A 20,427-nucleotide genomic window follows, 5' to 3' on the forward strand; every position below is an offset into this window, starting at 1 on the left:
ATCTTAGACCAACAGATAGTCCCTCATATCTTGAGGGGCTATTTCTACTGTTTTAAAAATTTTATAGGGAGGGTCCTATTTTGGACGATTTTAAAGAAAAATTAATCCACTTGCTCCATTACCCCAATATTTCCTGGAATGCCGTGTATCAAATGTTGAAAAAAGATCCCACACTTCATTCACTTTATCACCTGCATCCACAATTACCTCAACAAAAATCTTCTTTTTCATCTTTAAATACCTTTCAAGATACGGGTCAGACTTCCATTCTAACTTTCCAATCAGAGATTATTCATGAACAAATCCGCCAATATAAAACAAATGAAATTATTGTTATTTCGATTTTTGACAAAGAATACCCAGCTGTATTAAAGGAAATTTATCAGCCTCCTTGGGCATTATTTGCTAAAGGAGATATATCGTTATTGGATAAAGAACCAAAGCTTGCTGTGGTGGGTTCTAGGCAGGCAACACTCTACGGAAAAAATGCAATCAGGCTTATATTTCCAAAATTAATCGATGACGGGGTACTCATTGTCAGTGGTCTTGCTAAAGGAATAGATGCACTTGCCCATGATACTGCCATTAAAAATGGTGGAAAGACGATTGGTGTAATTGCTGGTGGTATATATCATATCTATCCTAAGGAAAATATGAACCTTGCATTAGAAATGATGAAAAACCAATTGATTATTTCAGAATATCCACCGGATACGAAGCCGCTCAAATGGCATTTTCCGGCACGGAATCGAATCATCAGCGGTCTGTCAAAAGGCACCTTTATAATAGAAGCTAAACGTAAAAGCGGGTCGCTTATTACGGCAAATTACGCAGTAAATGAGGGGCGGGAGGTATTTTCACTTCCGGGAAGCATATTTAATCCCTTTTCAATTGGGACGAACGATTTAATCCAGCAAGGGGCAAAGCTAGTGACAAGTGCAGAGGATATATTAGAAGAACTGAAATCATGAATCATATTTTACAAAAATTAAGCAAAAAATGAATAAAAAATTTAATTCATAGAAGGTTTTTTCACATTTTTTGGAGAAATAAGCTTAAATAACTTGAAATTATTTCTATTCTGTTATACATTTTCCAACAGATGAATCGATGGAAAAAGAGGCCGTTTCAGGTGAAAACGGTTTCTTTAAATGACATGTTCATTGACAAGAATAAGGAATATGTTCAATAATAATGGATATTTTGATATTTAATTTTCATTATAAGCATAATTTGAATATCAAGGAATAATATTGTCGATAAATCGAAAACTTTGGGATAAGTCATTTTTGTAAAGTATTTTTCCAGTCCATATTTTTTAATATTGGAATAAAAGGAAAGCTTGTCAAATTGTAAGCATCTTAGAAACAGGCTAAAGCCCGCTTCAAGTCGCTTCCACAGTTCTTCTATCCCTCTTAAGGAGGATTACCTGAATGTCTGATTATCTTGTAATCGTAGAATCGCCAGCAAAAGCGAAAACGATTGAACGTTATCTAGGAAATAAATATAAAGTAAAAGCATCAATGGGGCATGTCCGCGACCTTCCAAGGAGCCAAATGGGTGTAGAAGTTGAAAAAAGCTTTGAACCGAAATATATTACAATTCGGGGAAAAGGGCCTGTTCTTAAAGAATTAAAAACAGCTGCTAAAAAAGCAAAAAAAATCTTTCTGGCGGCTGACCCGGATCGTGAAGGGGAAGCCATTGCCTGGCATCTTGCCCATAGCTTGGACGTTGATATTAATTCTGACTGCCGCGTTGTCTTCAATGAAATTACAAAGGATGCTATAAAGGATTCCTTTAAGCATCCGCGTCCAATCAATATGGATCTAGTTGATGCCCAGCAGGCGAGAAGAATTCTTGATCGTTTAGTTGGTTATAATATCAGCCCGTTACTTTGGAAAAAAATCAAAAAAGGATTAAGCGCAGGTCGGGTTCAGTCGGTTGCCGTGAGTCTGATTATTGATCGGGAAAAAGAAATTCAAGCTTTCATTCCGGAAGAATACTGGACCATAGAAGGAGAAGTAGTAAAGGGAAAAAGCCAATTTCGAGCATCGTTCCAATCTATCTTGGGTAAAGAAAAAATCGAATTACATTCGGAAGATGATGTTCAAAATGTCTTGAAACAAATGGAGGGCAATCAATTTACGGTAACGGCTGTTACCAAGAAAGAACGGAAAAGAAATCCTGCCCCGCCTTTTATCACTTCGACCCTTCAGCAGGAGGCTGCACGGAAGCTTAATTTTCGGGCAAAGAAAACTATGATGTTAGCCCAGCAGCTATATGAAGGAATTGAGCTTGGAAAAGAAGGCACCGTTGGTTTGATTACATATATGAGAACCGACTCAACCCGCATTTCTGATGTTGCCCAAGCAGAGGCGGCTAAATATATTCAAGACGAATATGGTGAACAATACCTTAAAGAAGAACAAAGAAAAGAGAAAAAACAAGCAGGTGCACAGGATGCTCACGAGGCAATTCGCCCAACTAGTACGTATAAAGATCCCAACAGTTTAAAGGAATTTTTATCAAGGGACCAATTGCGTCTATATAAATTAATTTGGGAACGGTTTCTAGCAAGCCAAATGGCTCAGGCTGTTATGGACACGATGAGTGTAGATTTACTAAATGGAAATGTTATTTTCCGTGCAACGGGTTCAAAGATAAAATTTCCCGGGTTTATGAAGGTGTATGTTGAGGGAAGTGACGATCAAGTAGAAGAAAGGGATAATATGCTTCCTGATTTAAAGGAAGGAGATGAAGTGTTTCAAAAGGATATTGAGCCGAAGCAACACTTCACACAGCCCCCACCGAGATATACGGAAGCAAGACTCGTTAAAACGCTTGAGGAATTGGGGATTGGCCGTCCTTCAACCTATGCACCAACATTGGATACGATTCAAAAAAGAGGATACGTTGCCCTTGACAATAAACGGTTCATTCCAACTGAACTGGGGGAAATTATTAATGAATCGATTCAGGAATTTTTCCCTGATATTCTGGACGTTGAATTTACAGCTAGGATGGAGAAGGGATTAGATTATATTGAAGACGGCAAGGTCCGCTGGGTGGAAATCATCGATGAATTCTACAAGGACTTTAAAGTTGATTTAGAGAAGGCAGAAAAGGAAATGGAATCGGTTGAAATAAAAGATGAGCCTGCAGGTGAGGATTGCGAAAACTGTGGAAGCCCAATGGTATTTAAAATGGGACGATACGGTAAATTTATGGCCTGCAGTAATTTCCCAGATTGCCGTAATACAAAACCCATTGTGAAAGAAATCGGGGTTACCTGCCCGAATTGTAAAGAAGGCAATATCATTGAGAGAAAAAGTAAGAAAAAACGCCTTTTCTACGGATGCGACCGCTTCCCTGAATGTGATTTCATTTCATGGGATAAACCATTGCCAAGAAACTGTCCGAAATGCGATTCGTATCTGGTTGAAAAGAAATTAAAAAAAGGCGTTCAAGTACAGTGTCCGAAATGCGATTACAAGGAAGAGCAGCAAAGCTAAGAGTAGGCGGATGCCTGCTCTTTTTTTCTTCACATTAAAAATATTTTAAACCAAAAAACTTTTTTGTTTTTGAAACGTATAGTAAAATGCAAGATGGACTAAATTGAGGGAAAAGTATAGTATAGATGTTTGGTTACATAATTAAGAAAGTGGTCTAGGAGGACATTCATGAAAGAAATGACAGTTAATGTTATTGGAGCAGGACTTGCCGGCAGTGAAGCAGCCTGGCAAATTGCGAAACGAGGAATTAAAGTTCACCTTTATGAAATGCGGCCTGTTAAGCAAACTCCTGCTCATCATACAGATAAATTTGCAGAATTGGTCTGCAGTAATTCCTTGAGGGCAAACACCTTAACAAATGCTGTTGGTGTGTTAAAGGAAGAAATGCGAAAGCTTGATTCCGTCATAATCGCGGCAGCGGATGCCTGCTCAGTTCCTGCTGGTGGTGCTTTGGCAGTTGATCGGCATGAATTCGCGGCAAAAGTAACAAACTTGGTTAAAAATCATGAAAATGTTACGGTCATTAATGAGGAAGTAACTAAAATTCCTGAAGGACCGACAGTAATTGCAACAGGACCGCTGACAAGTCCTGAACTTTCAGCGCAGTTAAAGAATTTAACAGGTGAAGAATATCTTTATTTCTATGATGCTGCAGCACCAATTATTGAAAAAGAAAGCATTGACATGGATAAGGTATATTTAAAATCTCGTTACGATAAGGGAGAAGCAGCGTATTTAAATTGTCCGATGACAGAGGAAGAATTTAACCGATTCTATGAAGCATTAATTTCTGCTGAAACCGTACCATTAAAAGAATTTGAAAAGGAAATTTTTTTCGAAGGCTGTATGCCAATTGAAGTAATGGCGGCTAGGGGAAAGAAAACGATGCTCTTTGGCCCTTTAAAGCCAGTTGGTTTAGAAGACCCGAAAACAGGGAAAAGACCTTTTGCAGTTATTCAGCTAAGGCAGGATGATGCTGCAGGAACATTATTTAATATTGTTGGATTTCAAACTCACTTAAAATGGGGTGCACAAAAAGAGGTGCTCAGCCTTATACCGGGGCTTGAAAATGCTGAAATTATTCGTTATGGAGTTATGCACCGGAATACATTTATTAATTCCCCTAAGGTTTTGAGAGCCACCTATCAATTCCGTGAGCGGGAGGATTTATTTTTTGCAGGGCAAATGACCGGGGTGGAAGGATATGTTGAATCAGCAGCTAGCGGATTAATTGCTGGAATCAACGCATCCCGCTTAGTTGAAGGGAAAGAAACGTTGGAGTTTCCTGATGAAACCGCAATTGGAAGTATGGCACACTATATTACCACCACTAATGCGAAAAATTTCCAACCGATGAATGCAAATTTTGGACTTTTTCCTGAATTACCTGTCAAAATTAAGGGGAAACAAGAGAGAAATTTACAGCATGCAAATAGAGCGCTAGAAACAATTCAGAACTTTATGAAAGTTTTGTAAAATTCCTTGCAAGGGCTATGGAAGTATGTTACGATTTAGTAGGCCTTGCTTGCTGGAAGCATGATAAATGTGAATGTTTTATTAACATTCTATCTCGATTATTTACAAATAGAGAAGAATTACTCAAAATATAGAATTGAACATTTTCAACATGATTTTAGTACATTTATTGTTCACGTTTGAACAAGGAGTTCACTATGCTTTTTCATTGTTGGGTTAATCGGAAAATAGAAAACTCCAAAAGAGGAGGGTTTTAATTAATGGAGCAATTTCATGCTACTACGATTTTTGCGGTTCACCATAAAGGTGAATGTTCGATGTCAGGTGATGGGCAAGTCACATTTGGAAATGCGGTTGTAATGAAGCACACAGCAAGAAAAGTGAGAAAGATTTTTAATGGCAGAGTATTGGCCGGTTTTGCTGGATCTGTTGCGGATGCTTTTACATTGTTTGAGTTATTTGAAGGTAAACTTGAAGAATATAATGGAAACCTTCAAAGAGCGGCAGTTGAACTTGCTAAGGAATGGCGCAGCGATAAAATGCTGCGAAAGCTCGAAGCGATGCTGATTGTTATGAATCGAGAAAGCTTGCTGCTTGTTTCCGGAACAGGAGAAGTCATTGAGCCAGATGATGGTATACTAGCGATTGGTTCCGGCGGCAATTATGCCTTAGCTGCGGGGCGCTCTTTAAAGAAATACTCAGGGGATCATTTATCTGCTAAAGAAATTGCTAAAGCTTCTTTAGAAATAGCTGCTGAAATATGTGTGTATACGAATCACAATATTATTGTGGAAGAGCTATAACGGGAAGGGAGTCCTAATCAATGGGAAAAACAACAAATTTAACCCCGCGCCAAATCGTAGAGAGACTTGACCAATATATTATTGGGCAGAAGGATGCGAAGAAAGCTGTAGCTGTTGCACTTAGGAATCGATATAGAAGAGGCTTGTTAACCGAAAAATTACGGGATGAAATTATTCCGAAAAATATTTTAATGATTGGACCTACTGGTGTTGGTAAAACAGAAATAGCTCGCAGGATTGCTAAGCTAGTCGGGGCTCCTTTTATTAAGGTTGAGGCAACCAAATTCACTGAGGTGGGCTATGTTGGCCGTGATGTAGAATCTATGGTCCGTGATTTAGTGGAAACTTCTGTTCGGTTGGTGAAAGAAGAAAGAATGCTTAACGTTAAGGAACGGGCAGAGGAAAATGCAAACAGCAGACTTGTAGACCTGCTTGTACCGTCAGCAAAGAAGACAGCCGGTTATAAAAATCCGCTTGAAATGTTATTTGGCGGTGGAAACTCCCAAAGTGAACAAGAATCACCGCAAACGGATGATTATTCGATTAACGAAAAGCGAAAAATTGTTAAGGAAAAGCTGGCATTAGGTCAACTAGAGGATGAAATTGTTTCTGTTGAAGTGGAAGAGCAGGCCCCATCCATGTTTGATATGCTTCAAGGCTCTGGGATTGAACAAATGGGAATGAATATGCAGGATGCCTTGAGCAGTTTTATGCCAAAGAAACGGAAAAAAAGAAAATTAACTGTCCGTGAAGCTAGAAAAGTATTAACGAGTGAAGAAGCCCAAAAGTTAATTGATATGGATGAAGTAACCTCAGAGGCGGTTTACAGAGCAGAACAAAATGGCATCATTTTTATTGATGAAATCGATAAAATTGCAAGTAAGAATTCTGGTGGATCATCAGCAGATGTTTCTCGTGAAGGGGTTCAAAGAGATATTTTACCTGTTGTCGAGGGGTCAACGGTGGTAACCAAATATGGTTCGGTTAAAACGGATCATGTCTTGTTTATTGCAGCAGGGGCCTTCCATATGGCAAAGCCTTCTGATTTAATTCCGGAATTGCAAGGCCGTTTCCCGATTCGGGTAGAATTAACAAAATTAAATGTAGAGGATTTCTTCAGGATTCTTATTGAGCCTGATAATGCCCTTATCAAGCAATATCAAGCATTATTGGAAACAGAAGGTATACAAATTGAATTTTCTGACGATGCTATTCGTAGAATCGCTGAAGTAGCTTTTGAAGTAAATCAAAATACAGATAATATTGGTGCAAGACGACTCCACACCATATTAGAGAAGCTTTTGGAGGATTTATCCTTCGAAGCCCCTGATATTACAATGGAGAAAATTACGATTACGCCGCAATATGTCGACGATAAACTCGGAGCTATCTCAAAAAATAAGGACTTAAGTCAATTCATTCTTTAAAAGAGGGTGTTACCAGCTCTTTCTTATGGGGAAACATTATAAACACCTAATATTCAAAAGATGATTGTCACATAAAATTTAATATTGGTTGCAGATCATTAGGAGGAAGAATCACATGGATTTACTAACAAAAACTAGAAAAATTAATGCGTTATTACAAAAGGCTGCAGGAAAGCCGGTAAACTTTAAAGAAATGGCTGAAACACTAAGTGAAGTAATTGAGTCAAATATTTATGTTGTTAGCCGTCGGGGTAAATTATTAGGTTTTGCGGTTAATCAGCATTTTGAAAATGAACGCATGTCAAAAATGTTGGAAGAGCGTCAATTCCCTGAGGAATATACGAAAGGTTTATTCAATATTCAAGAAACATCTCCAAACCTTGATGTTAATAGTGAATATACTGCATTTCCAGTTGAAAACAAAGAGCTTTTCCCTGAAGGCTTAACGACTGTTGTTCCGATTATCGGCGGCGGTGAGCGATTAGGAACATTAATCCTTGCAAGAGTACAGGAACAATTCCTTGACGATGATTTAATTCTTGCAGAGTACGGAGCTACCGTAGTAGGTATGGAAATCCTACGGGAAAAAGCAGAGGAAATTGAAGAAGAAGCTAGAAGTAAAGCAGTTGTACAAATGGCAATTAGTTCGCTGTCTTATAGTGAACTTGAAGCAATTGAACATATTTTTGAAGAATTAAACGGTCATGAAGGCTTATTAGTTGCATCAAAAATTGCCGATCGTGTTGGGATTACCCGCTCTGTTATTGTCAATGCATTAAGAAAGCTTGAAAGCGCAGGCGTAATCGAGTCCCGTTCCCTTGGAATGAAAGGAACGTATATTAAAGTCCTAAATGATAAGTTCTTAGTCGAGCTTGATAAATTAAGATCTAATTAAAAAAAAATAAACTTAAAAAGATAAGTCCCCTATTTCAAAAAATAGGGGATTCTATTTTTTGAAACTAGTTCTTGATTTGTGTTCTATATTTATGCTATATTATTTCATGGTGTTAATACACACGCTTATTGATTTAAACAGACGGTGCTGTTAAACAAAACAGTTTCTGTTTAAAAATGAGATAAGCGGAGGAAAACAAACCATTAGGAGGAAAAAACATGTCAGTCATTTCTATGAAGCAATTGCTTGAAGCTGGTGTACATTTCGGACACCAAACTCGCCGTTGGAACCCAAAAATGAAGAAATATATCTTCACTGAGCGTAACGGTATCTATATCATCGACCTTCAAAAAACAGTTAAGAAGGTAGAAGAAGCTTATAACTGGGTAAAAGAACTTGCTGGTAACGGCGGAACAGTTCTTTTCGTTGGTACTAAAAAACAAGCTCAAGATTCTGTTAAAGAAGAAGCAGCTCGTTCTGGTCAGTACTATGTGAACCAACGCTGGTTAGGTGGTACATTAACAAACTTTGAAACAATCCAAAAGCGTATTGGCCGCTTAAAAGATATTGAAAGAATGTCAGAAGACGGCACTTTCGATGTTTTACCTAAAAAAGAAGTTGTTCAATTAAAGAAAGAACAAGAACGTCTTGAAAAATTCCTAGGCGGAATCAAAGATATGAAACAGCTTCCAGATGCATTATTCATCATTGACCCTCGTAAAGAGCGTATCGCAGTTGCAGAAGCTAAGAAATTAAACATCCCTATCGTAGGAATTGTTGATACAAACTGTGATCCAGATGAAATCGATGTAGTTATTCCTGCTAACGATGATGCAATCCGTGCAGTTAAATTATTAACTGGTAAAATGGCGGACGCAATCCTTGAAGCTAAACAAGGTGAAGAAGTAGCAGTAGAAGCTTAATTCTATAGTGCTAACGAACAAAAAGGTGATAAGAGGGAGACCCTTTATCACCTTTTTTTAAAGAAAATTCAAGTCTAAACTAGCCTCTTGGAGAACAAACAAAGGTGTAGTTTAAAAAGCAAGAAGGTTTATCTTGGGTTTGATTGGCTAAGATATGAATACATAGTATATAAGGAGGAAATACATTATGGCAGTAACGGCTCAAATGGTTAAAGAACTTCGTGAAAAAACAGGCGCAGGTATGATGGATTGTAAAAAAGCATTAACAGAAACAAATGGTGACATGGACAAAGCCATTGATTACCTACGTGAAAAAGGAATTGCAAAGGCTGCAAAGAAAGCAGATCGTATTGCTGCTGAAGGAACAACTTACATTTTAACAGAAGGAAACGAAGCAGTTATCCTTGAAGTAAACTCAGAAACTGACTTCGTTGCAAAAAATGAAGGTTTCCAAACACTTGTTAAGGAACTTTCTGAACACCTTCTAAAAAATAAACCAGCAACAGTAGAAGAAGCTGCTGAACAAAAAATGGAAAATGGTGCAACCGTTTCTGAACATATCAATGCTGCAATTGCTAAAATTGGTGAAAAGCTTTCCCTTCGCCGCTTTGTAATTGTATCTAAATCTGATAATGATGCATTCGGTGCATACCTTCACATGGGTGGTCGTATCGGTGTATTATCTGTACTTGAAGGCACTACTGATGCAAGTGCAGCAAAAGATGTTTCCATGCATATCGCTGCGTTAAATCCAAAATATGTTTCTCGTGACCAAGTATCACAAGAAGAAGTTGAGCGTGAGCGCGAAATCTTAACGCAGCAAGCTCTAAACGAAGGTAAGCCGGAAAATATCGTTGCAAAAATGGTTGAAGGCCGCCTAGGAAAATATTTTGAAGATGTATGTGTTCTTGACCAAGCATTCGTTAAAAACCCTGACCAAAAAGTACGTCAATTCGTTGAATCAAAAGGTGCTACCGTTCGTGAATTCATTCGTTATGAAGTAGGCGAAGGCATCGAAAAACGTGAAGATAACTTTGCAGAAGAAGTTATGAACCAAGTAAATAAAAAATAATTTGAATAGGGAGCACATTGTGTTCCCTATTTTTGAAGAATGAAGAAATTAAATGGTAATACATAAACAAAAATTCGGAGGTTTATATGGAAAGTCCTAAGTACAAACGCGTCGTTTTAAAATTAAGCGGGGAAGCACTTGCGGGAGAGTCGAGCTTTGGAATTAAACCTTCTGTGATTAAATCCATTGCTGCTCAAGTAAAAGAGATTGCTGAACTTGGAGTTGAAGTAGCTGTTGTTGTTGGCGGCGGCAATATTTGGCGCGGGAAAATCGGCAGTGAGATGGGCATGGACCGGGCAACGGCTGATTATATGGGAATGTTGGCGACGGTAATGAATTCCTTAGCACTTCAAGATAGCTTAGAGCATTTAGGGATTGAATCACGTGTGCAAACTTCAATTGAAATGCGGCAGGTTGCAGAACCCTATATAAGACGTCGTGCAATAAGACATCTAGAAAAGAAACGTGTAGTAATTTTTGCAGCAGGTACTGGAAATCCATATTTTTCAACGGATACAACTGCAGCACTAAGGGCAGCAGAAATTGATGCAGAAGTAATTTTAATGGCAAAAAATAATGTAGATGGGGTATATTCTGCAGACCCTCGTATAGATAAAAATGCAACTAAATATGAGGAGCTTTCTTATCTTGATGTAATCAAAGAAGGATTGGCCGTAATGGATTCCACTGCTTCTTCTCTATGTATGGATAATGACATTCCGCTTATTGTTTTCTCAATTATGGAACAAGGGAATATTAAACGCGCCGTAATGGGTGAAAAAATTGGAACAATTGTTAGGGGGAAAAACTAATGCCAAAACAAGTCATCTCCACCGCTAAAGATAAAATGTCAAAAGGGATTCAAGCATTTACACGTGAGCTTGCAAGCATTCGTGCCGGAAGAGCAAGTGCATCCCTATTAGACCGGATTACAGTTGATTATTACGGAGCACCAACTCCAGTAAACCAGGTTGCCGGAATTACAACTCCTGAGGCAAGACTTCTTGTCATTCAGCCGTATGACAAATCCATTCTTGGTGATATCGAGAAAGCGATTCTAAAATCCGACTTAGGTTTGAATCCATCAAATGACGGTATGCTCATCCGGATTGCGATTCCACAACTAACAGAAGAACGCCGTAAAGAACTAGTTAAATTAGTGAAAAAAGAATCAGAAGAAGCGAAAGTAGCGATTCGAAATGTGCGTCGTGATGCAAATGAAGACTTGAAAAAGTTAGAGAAAAAAGGCGAAATTACTGAAGACGATCTTCGTGGTTATTCTGATGATATTCAAAAATTGACAGATGAAAATATCAATAAAATTGATAAAATTACAAAAGACAAAGAGAAAGAAATTATGGAAGTATAAACAATTTATTTGGCAGAGCGACCCTCTATTTTAGGGGGTCTTTTCACTATTTGAGCTAAGATTATTTTTGAAGATTTATCAAAAGAAGTTTTCTGAATATTATTCTTAATTCCTTATATTTTACATAAGTTAGTTATTAGAAGATATCTTCATGTTTTTTTGGTATGATAAAAACATGCTAAAATGATAATTCATAGGATTTATTACTGGTTCGATTAGAGAAAAATCTATTATCGGAGTATATGATTAACTTAATTTGGAGGAGCATTGTCATGTTTAATAAAATAAGGCTTTGGAAGAATCAAAATAACTCTTCCACACTCCGAGAAAAAATAGAACAGATTAAAAAATTACCGATTCCTGAGCATGTTGCCATTATTATGGACGGGAATGGACGCTGGGCAAAAAAAAGGGCTTTACCACGAATAGCAGGACACCATGAAGGGATGAAGGTAGTTCGTAAAACTACACGTCTTGCTAATCAGCTTGGAATTAAAACCTTAACCTTATATGCTTTTTCAACTGAAAATTGGAAACGTCCTAAAAACGAAGTGGAATATATCATGAAATTGCCTGAGGAATTTCTAGGTACGTTCCTTCCTGAATTAATTGAAGAAAATGTTCAAGTGAAAATGATGGGATATAAAGATAAACTCCCTGTACATACATTACACGCGATTGAAAAAGCTATTGAAGAAACAAAAAATAATAATGGACTAGTCTTAAACTTTGCGCTGAATTACGGAAGCAGGGCTGAAATCATGGATGCAGTCAAACAAGTCGTAAGTGATTGCAGAAGTGATATAATGAATGAAAATGATTTAAATGAAGAGGTTTTTTCCTCGTATTTGATGACAGCAAACATGACGGACCCTGATTTATTAATTCGAACAAGTGGTGAAATTCGCCTAAGCAATTTCATGCTTTGGCAATTGGCTTACACAGAATTCTGGTTTACTGAGGTTTTATGGCCGGACTTTGGTGAGGAGCATCTGCTTGAGGCGATTGAAACATTTCAAAATCGTCAGCGCCGATTTGGAGGAATATAGTCCATAAAGGTGTGAAACTAATAGATGAAGCAAAGAATCATAACAGCAGTCGTGGCCGCCGCACTTTTTGTTCCGATTGTGTTTTATGGAGGACTGCCATTCGTCCTATTATCGTATTTCTTGGCAACTATTGGCTTGTACGAGCTTTTAAAAATGAAAAATCTTTCTATTTTTACCGTACATGGCTTTTTGGCAACATTGTTTCTTTGGGTGATTTTATTCCCAAAACAATATGACCACGTCATGAATACTTTTTATTATACAAAAACAGAATTGGCCATTGCTTTTGTGTTGTTGCTGTTGGCCTATACAGTTATAACGAAAAACCGATTTACTTTTGAAGATGGAGCTTTTTCCGTTCTGTCTGCCGTTTATGTTGGAATGGGGTTTTATTTTTTCATGGAAGCCCGTGATGCCGGCCTTGTTTATATTTTTTATTCCTTGTTTATCATGTGGGCAACCGATTCTGGTGCTTATTTCATCGGAAAAGCTGCCGGTAAGAACAAATTATGGCCGGAAATAAGTCCAAATAAAACCATAGAAGGTTCCCTTGGCGGTGTAGTATGTGCTCTTATTGTCGGTGTTTTATTTGCTTTATTTTCCGATTTTAATGCATCATTAATTGAAATATTAGGGATTACCGTAGTGTTATCTATTTTTGGACAAATCGGTGATTTGGTTGAATCGGCATTTAAACGTCATTTTAATGTAAAGGATTCGGGAAAAATTTTACCTGGACATGGTGGAATTCTTGACCGATTTGACAGCTTATTGTTTGTCTGGCCATTGTTGCATTTCTTCCACCTTTGGTCCAATTTATAAGTGGTTTATTTTTTGGGAGTTGAATATAGTTGAAAATAATTAGCCTACTGGGTGCCACAGGGTCCATTGGCACCCAGACTCTAGATATTATTCGCGAGCATCCTGATACCTTTCAGCTAGGTGCAATGTCTGTTGGAAAGAATATTGACTTGGCAAGAAAGTTCATCCATGAGTTCAAGCCCCAGCTTGTTTCAGTACAGGATTATCAAGACTGCGCAACCTTAAATACTGAGTTTCCAAATACAAAATTTACATTTGGGCACGAAGGATTAATTGAGGTTGCTATCTATGAAAAAGCAGACATTCTTGTAAATGCGGTGCTCGGGAGTGTTGGACTAAACCCGACATTACAGGCAATTGAAACCGGGAAGGTCATTGCAATTGCCAATAAGGAAACACTTGTTACAGCCGGACATCTTGTCATGGATGCTGTGAGAAAAAATAATGTTAGTCTACTTCCTGTCGATAGCGAACACTCTGCTATTTTTCAAGCACTACAAGGAGAAAAGCATAAAAATATAGAAAGATTAATATTAACGGCATCTGGTGGAAGTTTTCGTGATCGCTCGCGTGCGGAATTAGAAGATGTTACGGTTAAAGATGCTCTAAATCATCCAAACTGGTCAATGGGTGCAAAAATTACCATCGACTCGGCTACAATGATGAATAAAGGTTTAGAAGTAATTGAGGCACACTGGCTTTTTGATATGCCATATGAGAAAATCGATGTTTTGCTTCACAAAGAGAGTATTATTCATTCAATGGTTGAATTTCATGATAGCAGCATTATCGCCCAGTTGGGAACGCCGGATATGAGGGTGCCTATCCAATATGCTCTTACCTATCCCGAACGTGCTCAACTCCCGTCAGCAAAACGACTGAATTTAGCGCAAATTGGCAAACTGCATTTTCAGGAAATGGATCAAGATCGCTTCCGCTGTCTAAGGTTCGCCTATCATGCCGGAAAAGAGGGCGGAACAATGCCAACTGCTTTAAACGCTGCAAATGAAGTGGCTGTTGCAGCGTTTTTGGAAGGGAAAATTCGTTTCTTGCAAATTGAAGATTTGATTGAAAAAGCAATAAACGCTCATCAAACGATGGCACACCCAAGTTTAACTGATATTCAAGAGGTCGACAAAGAAACGAGACAATATGTACGTTCACTTCTATAAGGAAAGCTCCGAGCGCCAAGGGCGCTTTAGCTAGACAGTTATAGAAGTTAAAAGTTACTTCCTTATCCTGATAAAAGGTGGTTTTACTATTGACAACAGTTATAGCCTTTATTGTAATCTTTGGCGCACTTGTCTTTTTTCATGAATTGGGTCACTTAATTTTTGCAAAACGAGCAGGTATTCTTTGCCGTGAATTTGCAATTGGCTTCGGCCCAAAGGTTTTTTCACATAAAAAAGGAGAAACAACCTATACCATTCGCTTGCTTCCTATTGGAGGATTTGTTCGTATGGCAGGTGAGGATCCTGAAATGGTTGAAATCAAGCCTGGATACCGTATTGGCTTATTGTTTGATAAAGATGAAACAGTAAATAAAATTATTTTAAATAATAAAGAAAAGTATCCTGATTGCCGGATTATTGAAGTTGAATTTGCTGATATTGAAAAAGACCTTATCATCAAGGGGTATCCAGATGATGAGGATGACCAACTAAAGACTTTTGTGATTCATCCAAAAGCAATGATTGTAGAAAATGGAATCGAATCTCAAATTGCTCCACTTGATCGCCAATTTGGAGCAAAAACATTATGGCAAAGAACGATGGCTATTTTTGCAGGGCCAATGATGAATTTTGTTCTCGCTTTTATCATTTTTATTGTGATTGCCCTTTTGCAAGGGGTTCCTACTAATGATCCTAAATTAGGTGAAATTACTACTGATGGGGCTGCAAAAGCTGCAGGGCTTCACAAGGGGGATGTGGTCCAAAGTATTAATGGTGCCGAGGTTACCAGTTGGGCTGATGTGGTAGAAATCATTCGAAATAGCCCGAATAAAAAATTAGATTTTACAATTACCCGAGATGGGAAAGAAATGGATGTGCAAGTAACGCCAATTGAAAAAACGGTTGATGGAAAGAAAATGGGGTTAATCGGTGTATATAGCCCTGTTGAAAAATCACCAATTCAAGCCATTTCTTCCGGGTTTAAAGATACGTATACCTGGACAATGCAAATCATCACGATGCTGGGAAAATTGGTTACTGGTCAATTTTCAATTAATATGCTTTCTGGTCCGGTAGGTATTTATCAAGCTACCGATACGGTTGCGAAATCAGGTATCTATTACTTAATGAAATGGGCTGGAATCTTAAGTATAAATTTAGGCATAATGAATTTACTGCCAATACCGGCACTTGACGGTGGAAGATTAATGTTTTTTGCAGTCGAAGCACTTAGAGGGAAACCAATTGACCGTCAAAAAGAAGGGATGGTTCACTTTATTGGATTCGCCCTGTTAATGCTTTTAATGCTAGTTGTAACTTGGAATGATATCCAAAGATTTTTCTTATAAAATTTTTCTAGGTACCTTTAAAGGGGTACCTTCTTTTTTTGGCTGAAATTAGATGAAGTTTCCTGTCGAATAAAGACGAATCAACTTGGTTGATATGATATAATTATTATTTGAATAAACGAGACTAGAGATTAAAGATAGATGGGAGAGAGAATGATGAGCGAAAATGCCTTAGGCAATAAAGAGCGATTCTTACTCTTGCTCCAGCAGCTGCAAATGCAAGAAGATGCTGTGGTAGCACAATTTCCAAATGCACAAATTGAAAAACTAATCGTCGAAAAAAAAGCCCGTAAGTGGCATTTTCAATTTCTATTAGAAAAAATCCTTCCCTACAATGTATATATCCGCTTTACTACCCAATTGGAAAGAACATTTTCAAATATTGCCCGTATTTCGTATGAGATAAATGTAGCCGAGCAAACTTTTTCACCGGATCTATTATTAGAGTACTGGAACCATTGTATCCAGCAAATAGATGGTATTGCTCCGCCTTTATTAAAGCTATTAAATGAACAAATCCCGACGATTAACGGGAATAAAGTATCGGTTTCTGTACGAAATGAAACAGAGGGTCTTGCACTTTCACGAAAATATGGAGGTGTGATCAGCAAGATTTATCAATCCTTTGGCTTTCCAGTTCTAACAATTGAAACGAATGTCCAAAGTCTAGAAAAGAACGATGAATATGAAAAATTTTTAAAAGCTAAACAAAAGGAAGACCAGGAACGCGGGCTTCAAGCACTCGTAGAGCTTCAGAGGAAGGAAGCGGAAAAAGAGCAATCGAACGGTGATATTCCGCAAGGTCCGCTTACAATTGGTCTTACAATTAAGGATGATCAAGATTACCGCACGATGATTGATATTGTTGATGAGGAAAGAAGAGTAACTGTTCAAGGGTACATTTTTGATGCTGAAACGAGAGAACTTAGAAGCGGACGTACCCTGCTAACCTTTAAAGTTACAGATTATACAAGTTCAATCATGGTCAAAATGTTCTCGAGAGATAAAGAGGATGCAGCCCTATTTCAACTTGTTAAAAAAGGAATGTGGGTAAAGGTTAGAGGAAGTATCCAGAATGACACATTCGTCCGTGATCTTGTGATGATTGGAAATGATATAAATGAAATAAAACCAGCAGGCCGGAAAGACACTGCTCCAGAAGATGAGAAGCGTGTAGAACTCCATCTTCATACTCCGATGAGTCAAATGGATGCCGTTACACCTGTAAGCACCCTTATTGCTCAGGCGAAAAAATGGGGCCACAAAGCCATTGCGGTTACCGATCATGCAGTTGCTCAATCTTTTCCGGAGGCATTTGGTGCGGGTAAAAAGAATGACATTAAAATTTTATATGGAATTGAGGCCAATCTAATTGATGACGGCGTCCCGATTGCTTATAATGACGCACATCGGCTTTTGGCTGAAGATACCTACGTAGTTTTTGACGTAGAAACCACGGGGCTTTCAGCTGTATATGATACGATCATCGAGCTTGCTGCTGTAAAAATACATGATGGAGAAATTATTGACCGCTTTGAGTCATTTGCAAATCCACATCATCGTTTATCAGCAACAACGATTAATTTGACCGGTATTACGGATGATATGGTCGAAAATGCACCAGAGGTAGCGGAAGTCATCCGCAATTTCCATGACTGGGTTGGAGATGCTGTCCTTGTCGCTCATAATGCATCCTTTGATATGGGCTTTCTAAATGTCGGCTACAAAAATATTGGTCTGGAAAAAGCAAAAAATCCGGTAATCGATACGCTAGAACTCGGTCGTTTTCTATATCCTGAACTAAAAAATCACCGCCTAAATACGCTGGCGAAAAAGTTTGATATTGAATTAACCCAGCACCACCGTGCTATTTACGATGCGGAAGCAACAGGCTATTTATTGCTAAAAATGCTTAAGGATTCACTTGAAAAGGGTATTGAATACCATGATCAGTTCAATGACAACATGGGGAAAGGAAATGCCTATCAAAGAGCACGTCCATATCACTGCACCCTACTAGCACAAACTGAAGTAGGATTAAAAAATTTATTTAAATTAGTTTCTATTGCACATATTGAGTACTATTACAGGGTGCCTCGTATACCTCGCTCCGTTCTTCAAAAATATCGCGAAGGAATCCTTGTTGGTTCCGCCTGTAATAAAGGGGAAGTATTTGAAGGGATGATGCAAAAATCCCCTGAAGAGGTAGAAGCCTTTGCTCAGTTTTATGATTATCTTGAAGTAATGCCAAAACCTGTGTATGCGCCAATGATCGAAATGGAATTAATCCGAGATGAGAAGGCGCTTGAAGAAATTATTGGGAACATTGTTAAGCTTGGAGATAAGTTGGGTATCCCCGTTGTCGCAACGGGAAATGTTCATTATTTAAACGAAAACGATAAAATTTATCGAAAAATATTAATTAACTCTCAAGGCGGCGCGAATCCGCTCAACCGTCATCAGCTGCCAGATGTTCACTTCCGCTCGACGAATGAAATGCTTGATGAGTTTTCATTTTTAGGTGCGGAAAAGGCAAAGGAAATCGTTGTAACGAATACCAATAAAATTGCCGATATGATTGATGTTATTAAACCAATTAAAGATGATTTATACACGCCAAAAATTGAAGGCGCAGATGACGAAATGAGAGAAATGAGTTATGCCATGGCTCGTAAAATTTATGGCGATTCGCTTCCGGAAATAGTGGAAGCCCGTTTGGAAAAAGAATTAAAAAGTATCATTGGCCATGGGTTTGCCGTAATTTATTTGATTTCGCATAAACTTGTTAAAAAATCGCTTGATGATGGATACCTTGTTGGTTCACGTGGATCGGTCGGTTCCTCATTAGTTGCAACTATGACGGAGATTACCGAGGTAAACCCACTTCCACCACATTATATTTGTCCATCCTGTAAGCATTCTGAGTTTTTTAATGATGGTTCAGTTGGTTCTGGATTTGATTTACCTGATAAGGATTGTCCGCAATGCGGTGGAAAATATCGCAAGGATGGACATGATATCCCGTTCGAAACTTTCCTTGGATTTAAAGGGGATAAGGTTCCGGATATTGACTTGAACTTCTCCGGGGAATATCAGCCACGTGCCCATAACTATACAAAGGTTTTATTTGGTGAAGAGTATGTTTATCGTGCCGGTACAATCGGAACGGTTGCTGATAAGACAGCATTTGGCTATGTAAAAGCATATCAACAGGATAATAATCTCCAAATTCGGGGAGCAGAGGTAGAAAGATTAGCCTCCGGGTGCACAGGGGTCAAAAGAACAACAGGACAACACCCGGGGGGGATCATTGTTATCCCTGATTATATGGATGTGTATGATTTTTCACCGATACAATTTCCAGCGGATGATAAAAATTCTGAATGGAAAACGACCCATTTTGATTTCCACTCTATCCATGATAATGTGTTAAAGCTTGATATACTCGGACACGACGATCCAACCGTAATCAGGATGCTGCAAGACCTTAGCGGAATTGACCCAAAAACGATTCCGACTGATGATCCGGAAGTGATGAAGATTTTTAGCGGAACCGAATCACTCGGGGTAACCGAACAGCAAATCATGTGTAAAACCGGAACATTAGGTATCCCGGAATTTGGAACAAGATTCGTTCGGCAAATGCTTGAAGATACAAAACCGACAACCTTTTCTGAACTTGTTCAAATTTCCGGTCTATCCCACGGAACAGATGTATGGTTGGGAAATGCCCAAGAACTAATTCATAATCGAATTTGTACACTTAGTGAAGTTATCGGCTGTCGTGATGATATAATGGTCTATTTAATTTACCAAGGACTTGATCCGTCTTTTGCATTTAAAATTATGGAATCCGTTCGTAAAGGGAAAGGCCTAAGTGAAGAAATGGAAGCAGAAATGCGCAAAAATGAAGTGCCGGAATGGTACATTGATTCCTGCAAAAAAATCAAATATATGTTCCCGAAAGCCCATGCTGCTGCATATGTATTAATGGCCGTAAGGATTGCCTTTTTTAAAGTACATCTGCCGCTTCTTTATTACGCAGCCTACTTCACTGTCCGTGCTGAGGATTTCGATGTGGAAGCAATGGCACGCGGTTCAGAAGCTATTCGGGCAAGAATTGAGGAAATCAATGCGAAGGGACTTGAGGCGTCAAATAAAGAGAAAAACCTTTTGACTGTTCTTGAGTTAGCTTTGGAAATGACGGAAAGAGGATTTTCATTTAAGAAAATTGATTTATACAAATCTTCCGCCTCAGAGTTTATTATAGAGGGAGATTCATTAATTCCGCCGTTTAATTCCATCCCTGGTCTAGGAACAAACGTTGCATTAAGTATTGTAAAAGCAAGGGAAGAAGGCGAATTTTTATCGAAAGAAGACCTGCAGCAGCGCGGAAAAGTATCCAAGACCATTCTTGAATATTTGGACAAACAAGGCTGTCTTGAATCCCTGCCAGAACAAAATCAGCTGTCGCTTTTCTAATTTGCATATATAACTTGACTATGGTATAGTTTTAATGGAAATACTAAGAAATACTCTCGAATCAAGGAGTGGGGCA

15 protein-coding genes are annotated in these 20,427 nt (G+C 38.4%); all 15 read left to right on the top strand.

Annotation, left to right across the window (positions count from 1 at the left end):
- Positions 1–80: 80 nt before the first annotated feature.
- The 15 genes from dprA to ACFQZ9_RS06635 all read left to right on the top strand — a co-directional run bounded on the left by dprA (position 81) and on the right by ACFQZ9_RS06635 (position 20,351).
- Positions 81–971, top strand: a complete 891-nt coding sequence (gene dprA / locus ACFQZ9_RS06565; protein ID WP_498942806.1) for a DNA-processing protein DprA — start codon at positions 81–83, stop codon at positions 969–971.
- A gap of 462 nt (positions 972–1,433) precedes the next feature.
- Positions 1,434–3,512 (top strand): type I DNA topoisomerase, encoded by a 2,079-nt coding sequence (topA, locus tag ACFQZ9_RS06570; RefSeq protein ID WP_498942807.1) that lies wholly within the window; start codon positions 1,434–1,436, stop codon positions 3,510–3,512.
- Between the two features lie 168 nt (positions 3,513–3,680).
- Entirely contained in the window at positions 3,681–4,988 is a 1,308-nt protein-coding gene (gene trmFO / locus ACFQZ9_RS06575; RefSeq protein WP_498942808.1) for a methylenetetrahydrofolate--tRNA-(uracil(54)-C(5))-methyltransferase (FADH(2)-oxidizing) TrmFO, read from the top strand.
- A gap of 260 nt (positions 4,989–5,248) precedes the next feature.
- Positions 5,249–5,791 carry an ATP-dependent protease subunit HslV gene (hslV, locus tag ACFQZ9_RS06580; protein ID WP_198311209.1) on the top strand — a complete coding sequence of 181 codons (543 nt, stop codon included), beginning with the start codon at positions 5,249–5,251 and terminating at the stop codon, positions 5,789–5,791.
- 20 nt (positions 5,792–5,811) lie between these two features.
- The gene (gene hslU / locus ACFQZ9_RS06585) at positions 5,812–7,218 is read left to right on the top strand and encodes an ATP-dependent protease ATPase subunit HslU (protein ID WP_198311210.1); all 1,407 of its coding nucleotides are present in this window, start codon (positions 5,812–5,814) and stop codon (positions 7,216–7,218) included.
- Positions 7,219–7,333: 115 nt separating this feature from the next.
- Complete coding sequence (gene codY / locus ACFQZ9_RS06590) at positions 7,334–8,113, top strand: GTP-sensing pleiotropic transcriptional regulator CodY (protein WP_198311211.1); 780 nt, start codon at positions 7,334–7,336, stop codon at positions 8,111–8,113.
- Positions 8,114–8,331: 218 nt separating this feature from the next.
- A complete protein-coding gene (gene rpsB, locus ACFQZ9_RS06595) occupies positions 8,332–9,036 on the top strand; it encodes a 30S ribosomal protein S2 (protein ID WP_133332448.1) in 705 nt (234 codons plus the stop codon).
- A gap of 187 nt (positions 9,037–9,223) precedes the next feature.
- Positions 9,224–10,108: a translation elongation factor Ts gene (gene tsf, locus ACFQZ9_RS06600; RefSeq protein ID WP_498942809.1), complete on the top strand. Its 885-nt coding sequence runs from the start codon at positions 9,224–9,226 to the stop codon at positions 10,106–10,108.
- Between the two features lie 86 nt (positions 10,109–10,194).
- Entirely contained in the window at positions 10,195–10,920 is a 726-nt protein-coding gene (gene pyrH / locus ACFQZ9_RS06605) for a UMP kinase (protein ID WP_198311213.1), read from the top strand.
- Complete coding sequence (gene frr, locus ACFQZ9_RS06610) at positions 10,920–11,477, top strand: ribosome-recycling factor (RefSeq protein ID WP_498942810.1); 558 nt, start codon at positions 10,920–10,922, stop codon at positions 11,475–11,477. Before pyrH ends, frr begins: the two co-directional genes overlap by 1 nt.
- 272 nt (positions 11,478–11,749) lie before the next feature.
- Complete coding sequence (uppS, locus tag ACFQZ9_RS06615; RefSeq protein ID WP_498942811.1) at positions 11,750–12,526, top strand: undecaprenyl diphosphate synthase family protein; 777 nt, start codon at positions 11,750–11,752, stop codon at positions 12,524–12,526.
- 24 nt (positions 12,527–12,550) lie between these two features.
- Complete coding sequence (locus ACFQZ9_RS06620) at positions 12,551–13,348, top strand: phosphatidate cytidylyltransferase (RefSeq protein WP_198311216.1); 798 nt, start codon at positions 12,551–12,553, stop codon at positions 13,346–13,348.
- 29 nt (positions 13,349–13,377) lie between these two features.
- Positions 13,378–14,520, top strand: a complete 1,143-nt coding sequence (gene dxr / locus ACFQZ9_RS06625) for a 1-deoxy-D-xylulose-5-phosphate reductoisomerase (RefSeq protein WP_498942812.1) — start codon at positions 13,378–13,380, stop codon at positions 14,518–14,520.
- Positions 14,521–14,609: 89 nt separating this feature from the next.
- On the top strand, positions 14,610–15,869 hold the full coding sequence (gene rseP, locus ACFQZ9_RS06630; protein WP_498942813.1) for a M50 family metallopeptidase: 1,260 nt from the start codon (positions 14,610–14,612) through the stop codon (positions 15,867–15,869).
- Between the two features lie 156 nt (positions 15,870–16,025).
- Complete coding sequence (locus ACFQZ9_RS06635) at positions 16,026–20,351, top strand: PolC-type DNA polymerase III (RefSeq protein ID WP_498942814.1); 4,326 nt, start codon at positions 16,026–16,028, stop codon at positions 20,349–20,351.
- Positions 20,352–20,427 lie beyond the last annotated feature (76 nt).

Origin of the sequence: Neobacillus sp. GCM10027624 (genome assembly GCF_042675345.1) — a bacterium.
Classification (GTDB): Bacteria; Bacillota; Bacilli; order Bacillales; family Cytobacillaceae; genus Neobacillus; species Neobacillus cucumis_D.

Coding starts and splice junctions, on each gene's coding strand:
- trmFO (WP_498942808.1), top strand. CDS start 3,681: ATGAAAGAAATGACAGTTAATGTTATTGGAGCAGGACTTGCCGGCAGT.
- codY (WP_198311211.1), top strand. CDS start 7,334: ATGGATTTACTAACAAAAACTAGAAAAATTAATGCGTTATTACAAAAG.
- topA (WP_498942807.1), top strand. CDS start 1,434: ATGTCTGATTATCTTGTAATCGTAGAATCGCCAGCAAAAGCGAAAACG.
- tsf (WP_498942809.1), top strand. CDS start 9,224: ATGGCAGTAACGGCTCAAATGGTTAAAGAACTTCGTGAAAAAACAGGC.
- frr (WP_498942810.1), top strand. CDS start 10,920: ATGCCAAAACAAGTCATCTCCACCGCTAAAGATAAAATGTCAAAAGGG.
- ACFQZ9_RS06635 (WP_498942814.1), top strand. CDS start 16,026: ATGAGCGAAAATGCCTTAGGCAATAAAGAGCGATTCTTACTCTTGCTC.
- pyrH (WP_198311213.1), top strand. CDS start 10,195: ATGGAAAGTCCTAAGTACAAACGCGTCGTTTTAAAATTAAGCGGGGAA.
- rpsB (WP_133332448.1), top strand. CDS start 8,332: ATGTCAGTCATTTCTATGAAGCAATTGCTTGAAGCTGGTGTACATTTC.
- uppS (WP_498942811.1), top strand. CDS start 11,750: ATGTTTAATAAAATAAGGCTTTGGAAGAATCAAAATAACTCTTCCACA.
- ACFQZ9_RS06620 (WP_198311216.1), top strand. CDS start 12,551: ATGAAGCAAAGAATCATAACAGCAGTCGTGGCCGCCGCACTTTTTGTT.
- hslU (WP_198311210.1), top strand. CDS start 5,812: ATGGGAAAAACAACAAATTTAACCCCGCGCCAAATCGTAGAGAGACTT.
- hslV (WP_198311209.1), top strand. CDS start 5,249: ATGGAGCAATTTCATGCTACTACGATTTTTGCGGTTCACCATAAAGGT.